Below are 11,277 nucleotides of genomic sequence, written 5' to 3' on the forward strand. Positions count from 1 at the left end.
CCAGGAACTTCTTGAGTTTTCTCTATCTCGTCAGTGCTCTCTTTTGGCTCAAATGAAAGATCAACACAACCTAGGGGAGTCCAGGTTGTCCCCACACACGTGGGGGTGAACCGCAGTTGCGACCGCTGGCCGGACGGCGTTCCTTGTTGTCCCCACACACGTGGGGGTGAACCGTCTCCGGGTATTGCTATGGGGGGTGTAGTAATCGTTGTCCCCACACACGTGGGGGTGAACCGTATGAACAAGGCGACAACAGACACCAAAGAGCTCGTTGTCCCCACACACGTGGGGGTGAACCGAAGGATGCTCTGCTGATGCCTAGGGCCTCTATTGTTGTCCCCACACACGTGGGGGTGAACCGTATAACCCAAAAGTATTTCAGGCTTGGCTGGCCGTTGTCCCCACACACGTGGGGGTGAACCGCATTCTTGCGGGTAGGGAAACACGAAAACTGCAGTTGTCCCCACACACGTGGGGGTGAACCGTATTTTCTTTCCCCCATAGCCTACCTACTCCACGTTGTCCCCACACACGTGGGGGTGAACCGCCCACAGCCGGCCCAAACGCCCAGAGCTGGCCCGTTGTCCCCACACACGTGGGGGTGAACCTCAAGCTGCTCGAGAAGCAGGAGGACGGCAGCGTTGTCCCCACACACGTGGGGGTGAACCGCACATCTTGGTCAAAGGGATTCTCTTTCAGCTGCGTTGTCCCCACACACGTGGGGGTGAACCGAGAATTGGAAGAATTGGGTTATGTCGGTTATATGTTGTCCCCACACACGTGGGGGTGAACCGGATCTGGGAATCGTCTCTATATCCCCATCCGACCGTTGTCCCCACACACGTGGGGGTGAACCGGGCGCCCTTTGGGCGCCGCTCCGCGGTCGAGACCGTTGTCCCCACACACGTGGGGGTGAACCGTTTGCTGCAGATACAGGTGACCAGGCTGCAGTAGTTGTCCCCACACACGTGGGGGTGAACCGTCCGTCGGCACTGTTCCCCCGGCCACCTTAACGAGTTGTCCCCACACACGTGGGGGTGAACCGCTGATTGCAGCAGTGCCCAACGACATGACTTTCGTTGTCCCCACACACGTGGGGGTGAACCGTACGACGGGCGCACCATCATGAGCACATGGAAGTGTTGTCCCCACACACGTGGGGGTGAGCGGATCTCTCGCCCGCCGCGGGCCAGCTCCACCAGCGTTGTCCCCACACACGTGGGGGTGAGCGGCAGAGAATTAAGACAATCTCATGTCTACCGGGATCCCTGAATGGGATGGGTAACACTGAAACTAGGTCGCAGAAGCGGCGCGTAGCGCAATCTCAAGGAGCCGAACATGAGCAAGAGCTTGCTGGAGCAATTGCGACAGATGACTGTCGTGGTCGCCGATACGGGTGATATCAACGCCATCGAGAGCTTTAAGCCTCAAGATGCCACCACCAACCCCTCATTGATCACGGCTGCAGCCCAAATGCCTCAGTATCAGGGCATTGTCGATGAGACCTTGCTCAAAGCTCGCCAAGAGGTGGGATCCAAAGCTGAGCCGAAAGCCGTGGTGGCCCATGCCATCGATCAATTGGCGGTAGCCTTCGGCGTGCGCATTTTGTCCATCATCCCTGGGCGTGTCTCGACCGAGGTGGATGCCCGCCTCTCCTACGACACGGAAGCTACGGTCGCCAAGGCCCGCCATCTGATCGAGCTGTACAAGGCAGCAGGAGCGGATCCCAGCCGGGTGCTGATTAAAATTGCCTCGACTTGGGAAGGGATCCGAGCTGCCGAGATCCTGGAAAAAGAAGGGATCCATTGCAACCTCACCCTGTTGTTTGGCCTACACCAGGCCATCGCCTGCGCCGAAGCGGGGGTGAAGCTGATCTCGCCCTTTGTGGGCCGCATCTTGGATTGGTATAAGAAACACACGGGCCGGGAGAGCTATCCCCCTGCCGAAGATCCGGGGGTGCAATCGGTAACCCAGATTTACAACTATCTGCGCAAATACGACTATCCGACCGAGGTGATGGGGGCCAGCTTCCGCAACATCGGGGAGATCATCGAGTTGGCCGGCTGTGATCTCCTGACCATCTCGCCCGCCTTGCTGGCGGAGCTGCAGAACACCGAGGGTTACCTGGAGCGCAAACTGGATCCGGAAAAAGCCAAGAAAATGGACATCCCGCGCCTGGTGATGGATCGAGCTACCTTCGACCAGATGCACCGGGAAAACCGCATGGCCTCAGAAAAGCTGGAAGAAGGGATCCAGGGCTTCTCCAAGGCGCTGGAGGTGTTGGAAAACCTGCTCACCGAGCGGCTACACAAGCTGGAGGGCAACAAAGTGGTGATTACCCATGCGGCCCAAGACGTGTTTCGCGTCTACGACCTGGATGGGGATGGCTACATTACCCGCGAGGAATGGATGGGGGCGGATCGCGTCTTCGATGCCCTCGACACCAACCAAGATGGCAAGATCACCCCGGAAGAAATGTTGGTAGGGCTGGGGGCAGCGGTTTACCTGAGGTAGGATGCTTCCCCACTCCCAAAATCCGACCCAAGGCCCCAAGGGGGAGCGCTTTCGCCACATCGGAGATGGGGTTGCCGCCCTGGAGGCACAAGCCCGCCTGTGGATTGCCCAGCGTTTGCAGGGGATCCCTTACAATCCGCCACCGGGGCCGACAGCCAGGCAGGTGCTGCATTGGATCGAGACGGATCTGCTCCCTCGCCTGCAGCAAACTCCCCAGGAGCTGGATCACCTGCTCCAGGGGCTAAACGGCGGCTACGTGCCCAGCGGCGCTTCCGGCGCCCCCACCCGAGGCCGGGTGGATGTGTTGCCCACGGGGCGCAACTTTTACTCGGTGGATATCCGCGCCATTCCCACCCCAACGGCCTGGCAAATTGGCGCGCGAGCGGCAGAGCGGGTGGTGGAGCGCTACGTGCAAGAGCAAGGGGAGTACCCCCGTCGTCTGGGGCTATCCGTCTGGGGAACTTCCACCCTGCGCACCGGCGGCGACGATTGGGCCGAAGCCCTGGCCCTGCTGGGGGTGAAACCCCGCTGGGATGGGGGACGGGTGGTGGATATCGAGATCCTGCCCGTGGCCGTTTTGGGGCGTCCTCGGGTGGATGTGACCTTGCGCATTTCCGGCTTCTTCCGCGATGCCTTTCCCAACTTGATTGCCCTGTTTGACCGAGCTGTGCAGGCCGTGGCCGATCTGGAGGAGCCGGAAGCCGATAACCCCTTGCGAGCTCAGGTGTTGGCCGATACTGACTACTGGCAACAGCAGGGGATCCCACCGCAAGCAGCAGCGGAGCGGGCGCGGCTGCGCATCTTCGGCTCCAAGCCGGGGGCCTATGGGGCCGGCCTACAGGGGCTGATCGAGGCGCAAAACTGGGAAACAGAAGCGGATCTGGCCCGCGCTTACCTCAACTGGAGCAGCTACGCCTACCGGGCTGAGGCTGAAGGACAACCCGCCCCCGAAGCCCTGCGGCGGCAATTGGCCCACCTGCAAATTGTGCTCCACAACCAAGACAACCGCGAGCACGACCTGCTGGACTCCGATGACTACTACCAGTTTCAAGGGGGGATGGTGGCGGCAGTGCGGGCACTCCAGGGCCGCAACCCCCAGATCTACTTTGGGGATCACGCCCGCCCCCACAACCCTAAAATCCACACCTTGGCAGAAGAAATCGACCGGGTCTATCGCTCCCGCGTGATCAACCCCAAGTGGATTGCCGGTGTTATGCGCCACGGCTACAAAGGCGCTTTCGAGATGGCCGCCACCCTGGACTATCTCTTCGCCTACGATGTCACTACCCACGCTGTGCCGGATTTCATGTACGCAGGGCTGGCCCGCGCCTACCTATTGGATCCCCAAGTCCAGGAGTTCCTGCGATCCCACAACCCTTGGGCGCTGCGGGACATGAGCGAGCGACTGCTGGAAGCCCACCAGCGGGGCTACTGGCAAGAGCAGGCCCCAGAGCTGCTGCCCCAGATCGAAGCCTTGATGCTGGAGATGGAAGCCTACCTGGAATCCTGCCCCCCTGTGGCGAAAGAAGGTTAAGTTCTGCTAAGCTTTTCTCATCCAAACCAGTTGTGGAGGGATCCCAGGCCATGAGCAAAGCCGAGCTGTTGCGGGAGATTCTGGGGCCGCTGCTGGAAGACTACCGCTACTGGTTTGAGCGTTCTCGCCGCTTTTTGCAGGAAGAGACCCTGGAATTGATCAGCCCAGAGGAGCAACAGTCCTTGCTGGAACAGGTTCTGGCCGCTCAAGCGGAGCTACAGGTGGCCGAAGCGCTTTATCAGGCGTCCGATCAAGAGGTTGGCATCGACCCTGGGCTGATGGCAAAATGGCATCGCCTGCTGATGAAATGTGCCGAATTGGGCCGTCGATTTCGCCAGATTCACCCCTCCTCTGACCTGTGATGCTGCAGATTCTCTACCTCATCGCTTTTGTGGCCATTGCCTTTTTGGCCCTGCGCAACTTGGTTGCCAATGTCATCACGTTGGGCGTGGAAGAGCGCAAGACCTCTCCCCGTCGCGCCCGCCAGCGGATCCCTCACCCAGAGCTGCTGGATGAAGATGGCAACCTCACCGAAGAGCCTCTGCTGGTGATTCGCTCGGCCAGCTTGGAAGAAGCCCGCAGCCGTTTGGAAGATCTCTATTCCGGCTCGCCGGACGAAGACTAGGGGAGTTTCTTGGGCTTCCTCTCTTGGAGGGGCTGCAGTAGCCTGGAAAGGTGCCGTGCGCCATCTGCCCAAGCGTCTGGTGGGCAAGTCAACCGAGATGGGATCCGACTTCAACGTGGAAGCCGTACTGGAAGCGGTGCTCAGCAAGCTGAAGGTTTTGGCGGAAACGGGACAAACCTTTGGCCAGCCGATCACCATTGGCGAGACGATCATCGTCCCCTACATGTCCCTACATTTCGGCTTGGGTGGGGGAGGGGGCAACTTCGGCAAAACTGCTTCTGGCTTTCGCGGCAACGGCGGGGATCCGGCCAGCCTGTTCGGGGGAGCAGGGGGCGGGGTGCGCATCGAGCCGGTTGGCTTTCTGGTGATTCGGGGGGAGCGGGTGGAGCTGCTGACCACCGCCCAGAAGCCCGACCAGTGGAACCAACTCAGCGAGGCCTTGGTACCCCTGTTGCAGCAGTGGCTGCAGACTCGTGCCGGGATCCCATCCGACCGGCCCGGCTAGCCGCGAATGTGAAGGCGGGATCCCTGGGGAGAGGGCTGTACCTCGATGCGGTGGGGGAAAGCATCCTGCAGGCTGGGGATGTGGGTGATCACCAAAATGCAGGCAAAGTCGGGGGCGATGGCGTTGATGGCGGCCAGCAGTTGGGCGCGTCCGGTGGCATCCTGGGATCCAAACCCCTCGTCGATGAGCAGCGTTTGCAGATCGGATCCCGAGCGCTGGGTGAGCAGGCGGGACAGGGCCAGGCGAATGGCGAAGTTGATGCGGAAGGCTTCTCCGCCGGAGTAGGTCTCGTAGGGGCGGGTGCCGTGGGGATCGGCGATGAGAATGTCGAGGGTGTCGCAAGAGCTCCGTCCGGCTACCGAGAACAGCTTGGCCGGTGAGCAATAGCGTCGCCCGGAGCGCTGGGTTACAAATTGCAGGTGCAGGCGGTGTTGGGTCAGGCGGGCCAAGATCTGGTTGGCCTGGGCTTCCAGCTCCGGCAGGACATTTTCGACGATCAGGGCGGGGATGCCGTTGCGACCATAGGCATTGGCCAGCTCTTGGTACACCTGCTGCTGGCGGCGGGCCTGCTGCAGTTGTTGTTCCAGCTCGGCTTGCTCCGCCTGCTGTTGAACCGCCTGTTGTAGCCGTTGCTGGGCAGCCCCTATCTGAGACAGCACCTCATCCAGTTGCCGGCGGCGCTCCTGCAGGGTTTGGCGGATCTCTTGTAGGCGGGCTGAGGAAACGCTGGGTTGCTCGGCCAGTTGTCGGTGAAGCTGTTCCAGCTCTTGGGTGGCTTGGGCAAAGTGCTGGCGGCTTTCCTGCAGGCGTTGGGATAGGGCTTGGGTGCGGGCTGCCACCTCCGGCAGTTCCTGGCGGGCCACCTGGAGGGCTTGCAGGCGCGCGGGCCAGAGCTGCGCTTGGGCCAGTTCGGCTTTCACCTGCTGGTGCAGGGATCCATCGTAGCCCAGGTGGTTTAACGCCTGTTCCACCTGAGCCAACCGCTCCGCCAGGGGAGAATCCGATCGCGCTAGCGGGACGGAGTCCTTGGATCCCACCTGTTGCAGGGTTTCCAGTTGTGCCTGTAGGGAGGCGATTTGCTCCCATAGGTGAGAGCGGCGCTCCTGGGCCTTGCGGAGTTCCTGAGAGCGGCCCAGTGCCCAGCGCCAGCGCTCCAGTTCTCCCCGTTGTAGGGCGTGCTCGCGCTCGTCATAGCCCAGTTGTTGCAGGGCCTGCTGGATCTGCTGGAGCTGTTGCCGAGCTTCTTGAGCGTAAGCTTCCCGGTCAAGGATTTCCCTCAACTCTGCCGCTTCTGCTTGCCAGAGCTGGATTTGCCGGCGGCGTTCCTGCTCGGCTTCCCACTGCTGTTGCAATCGCCCTTGCAGATGCAGGCGCTCATCCCAGGTGGCCAGTTCTTGGCTGAGACGGCGGTATTCTGCTTGCAAGAGTTCAATCTCCCGGTCGGCCACCGCCAGTTGTTCGCGGATAACAAACAGTTCGCCGGCAATTTCCTCTTGACGCTCGCGGTGTTTTTTCAGCACCACATCCCGCAGGCGCGGGCTGAGGGGACGGGCGCAGAGGGGGCAAGTCCAGTTGCGACGGCGTTGCGGAGCCATAAAGCCGGATCCCTGCGGCTCTGCTGTCGGCGTTGCAGGGGGTGGCTCGGCAGGCTGGCCGACAGAAGATAGGGCCGGGGATCCCTCCTCTTGTTCTGCTGCCTCCTCGACAAGGGCTGTCACTCTTGCCAAAGTGGGGGTGACCTGATCTCGTTCGCTGCGCGGAGCACTTTGAGCGGAAAACACCTCTTGACCTTCCTCCCAGGTGGTCACCAACAGGCGGCAGCGTTCTTCTTCCTGTTGCCACTGTTGCTGGAGAACCCGCTGGCGTTCCTGGAGCTTTTGCACGAACAGCCGCCGTTCTTGGACTTTTTCCAACACCCGCTGCTGGTAGAGACGCCGTCGCTCCAGCTCTGCCAAGGCGGCCTCTCCTTCGGCGATTTTCTGCTCCAGTTGCTGCTGCTGTTGGGCTAGAGTTTCCTGGCTTTGTAGTTGCTGGCTGAGAAGCTGAACGCGGGCTTGCAGGCGTTCCCGCTCGCGGCGGATTTGCTCTTGCCAATGCTGTTGCTGCTGGAGAAGGACGGCGGCTTGAGCTTGGGCTTGGTTCAGGGCCTGGAGACGCTCTTGAGCTTGCTGGTAGTGGCGCAGGCCGATTTCGATGCGCTCCTGTTCTGCCAGCAATTGGGCATCGGCTTGGGCCTGGGCTTGGCAGGTGGCCAACTCCTGTTGCAGCCGTTGCATCTTGCGCAGTTGCTGCTGTTGCTGCTCTGCTTGCTGGGCTTGCAGCTTTTGGCGTTCTTGGAGCAGATGCTGCTGTTGCTCGAAGAGGTGGTGGAGATGGCGATCTTGGGCCATCAGGGCTTGGTAGCGTTCGTAACCCGCCAGGATGTCTTCACTCTGGGCGATCAGCTCTTCCAACTGGAGCAGGTGCTGTCGCTGGGCACGCCACTGTTGCTCGGTGTGCTGTAGGTTGGTGCCGAGCTTTTGCAAGTGTTGGGTAAGGTGTTGGTGGCGCTCCTGCAGGATGCAGCGATGTTCGTAGAGGCGCTCTAGGGCTTGCAATTCCTGCTGTTGCTGGGCTAGGAGCTGCTGCAGATGAGTTTGTCGTTGTTGGAGTCGCTCCAGCTCGGCTTGGATTTGGCCAACGTGGGCCTGTTGTTGGTTGAGCTGCTGCAGGCGCTCTTGGAGCAGATCGGCTTTGAGTTTGGCACTGCGCGCCTGTTCCCGGCAGCGGTCGGCCAGCAAATCGTACTGCCCCAACTTGAGCATGTCGGCCAAGATCTGCTTGCGCTCGCCGGGACGCTTCAGAGTGAAGGCATCTGCTTGTCCTTGTCGCAGATAGGCGGAGTGAATAAAGGTCTCGTAGTCGAGGCTGAGCTGACTTTGAATGGCCTGTTGGGTGGCGCGCATGCCGCGGCGGGTCAAGCTACGCCAGCGAGGTTGGCCGTCGGTTTCTCCGGTTTGAATTTGCCACTCCAGGGATCCCTCGCCCGATAGATGACGGCTGCGCAGGATGCGGTAGGTTTGTCCTCGGGAGCGGTAGATCACCTCTACCCAGGCTTCGCTGGCCCCCTTGCGGATGAGATCGCTGTCATTGCTAGCCCGGCTTTGCCCCCAAAGGCCCCAGGTGAGGGCGTCGAGCAGGGCGGACTTGCCTGCCCCATTGGGGCCACAGATACAGGCGGTGTGGATCCCGCGCAGATCCAAAACGGCGTGAGCGTAACAGAGAAAATTGTGCAAGGTTAGGCGAACCGGGATCACGGAAAACTCTGAGGGGCTCTGGTTGCCAGAAAAAATGGGGTTGAATTATTTAATCCAGAGTATCGCGATAGCGGTGCGGAGCATCTTGAAGTTCTTGGCAGGATCCCAAGTCTTACCTACTTTTTGGGGTCGCGTTGGTGGCGCAGAGCGCTTGGGAGATGCCCCTACTTTTGGGAATAAGCTGCTGGCCTGGGATCCGATTGCATTAGCCGCTGACACAGTTGGGCAATCTGGGTGGGGCTAGCCTCATCCAGCCAGCGGTGAAAGGCTTGGGATTCCTGAAGGCGGCCCATCAGCAGCGTGGGGATCTGCTCCGGACTGTCCAGTTCCGCCAGCCACTGCCGGGGAAAGCCGGTTGCCGCAGCCAGCTCGTCGGGATCCCGTTGGCCTGCCTGCCACTGTTGCATCAGCCAGTTGACTCGGGCGGGGATCTGCTCCCAGGGGGAGGCAGAAGCGGCCAGGATCAGGGTTCGGGGCTGTACCTGTTGCAGCAGTTGTGCCAAGTCCGCCGGTAGCCAGGGCCAGCGGGCCAGTACCAGCTCTTTCCCTTTGGGTGGTGGAACAAAGTTCTCGGCCTCCTGCCCGTCGTAACAGATGGCCCCCTGCTGCGAATCCGGCAGGGGTTTCTGCCGAAAATCTTGGATCTGTAGGCGAGGGGCGGAAATGGTGGGTGCCTGCCACTCTCCCGCAGGGCGCACCGCCAGCACTTTGCCCTGCCAAGGCTGTCTGCCCCGGTCATCCGCCTCCAACTGTAGGGCGATGTCCAAAGCCTGGCATTTTTGCCAGCGCTCCAGCTCTTCTCCGGCTTGCCAAAACCACAGGGTACGGGATCCCAGCTCAAACTTCAGGTGGCGACCATTCTGAGAAATCCCCAACTTAACGCTGCCGCAGCGAACATTCATCAGGGCTACGACGGGGTTGGGGTTGCCGTGCCCAAAGGGCTGCAGAAGCTGCACCTGCCGATACACCTCATCCAGCTCTGCCACCCCGTCCCGGCCCTGAGAGGCCAGAAGCTCCCAATCGATGACGATCTCCACTGCTAAGGTGCGAGCCTGGTGATCTGGGCTGACCCGCGCGGCCAGCTCCCGCCGCAAAGCCAGTTGTACGGCGGCCAGGCAAGAGAGAGCCACTTGGATCCCGGCTGCCATAGGGTGTCCACCTCCCCCCAGCAACAGGGGGCGCACAGCCTCGATGGCCTCCACCAGGTTCACCCCCGGCAGGGAACGGCCCGACCCATAGCCCCGTCCCGCCGCTTCGTCTTTGGCGATCAACACCGTTGGGCAGTGGTACTGCTCCACCAAGCGCGCCGCCGCGATCCCCAGAACCCCTGGGTTCCAGCCGGCTTCGGCCAAAACAATGGCTCCTTCTCGGGCCAGATCCATGCTCTCCACCTGTTGGCTGGCCTCTTGGATCACCTGCTGGGTGAGGTGCTTACGCTCCTCATTGAGGGCAACAAAGTGCTGCACTAAGGCCTGGGCACGCTCTGGATCAGGGGTGGTCAGCAGCTCCACCGCCAGGCTGGCATCTTCCAGACGGCCAATTGCATTCAGCTTGGGAGCAAGGCGAAAGCCAACATCTTGGGCTGTTGGCAGCACGGATCCCTTGGGTTGGGCCTGATCCAACAAGGCCCGCAGCCCCAGCCGCTGGGTATTGGCCAGCACCGGCAGGCCCCGCTGCACCAAGTAGCGGCACTCCCGCTGCAACACCGCCACATCGGCCACAATTCCCACCGCCACCAAATCCAGGTGCTGCTCGACACCAGGGATCCCTAGGGCTTGGTAGAGCGCCTCCGCCAACTTGTAGGCCACTCCCACCCCCGGCAAGAAGCGCAGCGGATGTTCAGCCGGCAATCGCAAGGGGTTGACCACCGCATAGGCAGCGGGCAAGGGATCTGGCAGCATGTGGTGATCCGTCACGATCACATCCACCCCTTGGGCTTGGGCCATGGCAATTTCGGCGGTATTGCCCATGCCGCAATCCACCGTCAGGATCACTTGACAGCCCTGGGCCAGCACCTGCTGCAGCCGTTGAGGGTTGAGGCCGTGCCCTTCGGTACTGCGCAGCGGTATGGTGAACTGGACTCGGAAGCCCAAGGGTTGTAACGCCGAGAGCAGAAGACTGGTGCTGGTGACACCATCGCAGTCAAAGTCCCCCCAAATGCACAGGGTCTCTCCCCTTTCCCGCGCCTGTAGCAGCCGTGCCACCGCCCGCTCCAGATCCGGCAGGGATCCCGACGGTGTGGGGGAATAGTGTTCGGGATCCGCGAAGGCCCGCGCTTGCTCCCAAGTGTGCAGACCCCGCAGGGCCATCACCTTGGCCGCATACTTGCCGTATTCCCGGCTCAGTTGCGGATTGAACTGGGGGGGAGTGGGCAGCAGCTCCCAGCGGTGCGGAGTATCTTCGCGCCAGCCGTAATCCATGCAAGCTAGGCCGACCCCTTGGCCGACAAGAGTAGAACTTCTCAGGAGCCTATCAAAAACGGCCCAGGGGGGAAATGGATCCCAGAGGAAAGGGCTGGGGATGATGGGCTACCTTGAACCCTACTGGCAGCAGTGAGAAGCCACACAGCAGGCGGAAGGGTGCTCGTGATTGTGGGTGGCACAGGCTTCGCTGCAGTAGAGTTGGCCTTCGTAGCGATAGCCTTGGCTGCTCTCGAAGCTGCAGTTGCAGTGTTCACAGGCGCAACGGACAAGGGTGCTGGTGGACATGATTTTTTTCTCCTTCTTTCCTAGGTTGTGTTGATCTTTCATTTGAGCCAAAAGAGAGCACTGACGAGATAGAGAAAACTCAAGAAGTTCCTGGC

The 11,277-nt window shown here is 61.0% G+C and carries 7 protein-coding genes, 1 pseudogene and 1 CRISPR repeat array; of the genes and pseudogenes, 5 read left to right on the plus strand and 3 right to left on the minus strand.

What is annotated here, in order from left to right; genetic code table 11:
- The first annotated feature begins 84 nt into the window (after window positions 1-84).
- A CRISPR array of direct repeats spans window positions 85-1,232; the repeat unit is 29 nt; unit sequence GTTGTCCCCACACACGTGGGGGTGAACCG.
- A 106-nt stretch (window positions 1,233-1,338) separates the two neighbouring features.
- From NW870_RS12330 to NW870_RS12350, 5 genes and pseudogenes are all read left to right on the plus strand, one after another.
- Window positions 1,339-2,514 carry a transaldolase gene (locus NW870_RS12330; RefSeq protein WP_414375522.1) on the plus strand — a complete coding sequence of 392 codons (1,176 nt, stop codon included), beginning with the start codon at window positions 1,339-1,341 and terminating at the stop codon, window positions 2,512-2,514.
- Between the two features lie 52 nt (window positions 2,515-2,566).
- Window positions 2,567-4,048: pseudogene (locus NW870_RS12335) on the plus strand (cobaltochelatase subunit CobN); the annotation flags it as partial.
- 50 nt (window positions 4,049-4,098) lie between these two features.
- Window positions 4,099-4,410 carry a DUF2605 domain-containing protein gene (locus NW870_RS12340; RefSeq protein ID WP_414358208.1) on the plus strand — a complete coding sequence of 104 codons (312 nt, stop codon included), beginning with the start codon at window positions 4,099-4,101 and terminating at the stop codon, window positions 4,408-4,410.
- Window positions 4,410-4,673 carry a DUF2973 domain-containing protein gene (locus NW870_RS12345; RefSeq protein WP_414358210.1) on the plus strand — a complete coding sequence of 88 codons (264 nt, stop codon included), beginning with the start codon at window positions 4,410-4,412 and terminating at the stop codon, window positions 4,671-4,673. Before NW870_RS12340 ends, NW870_RS12345 begins: the two co-directional genes overlap by 1 nt.
- 55 nt (window positions 4,674-4,728) lie before the next feature.
- Window positions 4,729-5,178, plus strand: coding sequence for a GerW family sporulation protein (locus NW870_RS12350; RefSeq protein ID WP_414358213.1), 450 nt, complete (start codon window positions 4,729-4,731; stop codon window positions 5,176-5,178).
- On the opposite strand, the gene NW870_RS12355 is transcribed toward NW870_RS12350, so the two are convergent.
- From NW870_RS12355 to NW870_RS12365, 3 genes are all read right to left on the minus strand, one after another.
- Window positions 5,175-8,474, minus strand: a complete 3,300-nt coding sequence (locus NW870_RS12355) for an AAA family ATPase (protein ID WP_414375524.1) — start codon at window positions 8,472-8,474, stop codon at window positions 5,175-5,177. The genes NW870_RS12350 and NW870_RS12355 overlap by 4 nt on opposite strands.
- 164 nt (window positions 8,475-8,638) lie before the next feature.
- On the minus strand, window positions 8,639-10,894 hold the full coding sequence (gene recJ, locus NW870_RS12360; RefSeq protein WP_414375525.1) for a single-stranded-DNA-specific exonuclease RecJ: 2,256 nt from the start codon (window positions 10,892-10,894) through the stop codon (window positions 8,639-8,641).
- A 120-nt stretch (window positions 10,895-11,014) separates the two neighbouring features.
- Window positions 11,015-11,277, minus strand: a 263-nt coding sequence (locus NW870_RS12365; protein WP_414375527.1) for a hypothetical protein, incomplete at its 5' end; no start/stop codon positions are given.

Source organism: Synechococcus sp. R50.1 (genome assembly GCF_047462115.1).
Classification (GTDB): Bacteria; Cyanobacteriota; Cyanobacteriia; order Thermostichales; family Thermostichaceae; genus Thermostichus.

Excerpts from the sequence above, each read along its gene's own strand:
- NW870_RS12340 (WP_414358208.1), top strand. The coding sequence starts at position 4,099 with ATGAGCAAAGCCGAGCTGTTGCGGGAGATTCTGGGGCCGCTGCTGGAA.
- NW870_RS12345 (WP_414358210.1), top strand. The coding sequence starts at position 4,410 with ATGCTGCAGATTCTCTACCTCATCGCTTTTGTGGCCATTGCCTTTTTG.
- recJ (WP_414375525.1), bottom strand. The coding sequence starts at position 10,894 with ATGGATTACGGCTGGCGCGAAGATACTCCGCACCGCTGGGAGCTGCTG.
- NW870_RS12330 (WP_414375522.1), top strand. The coding sequence starts at position 1,339 with ATGAGCAAGAGCTTGCTGGAGCAATTGCGACAGATGACTGTCGTGGTC.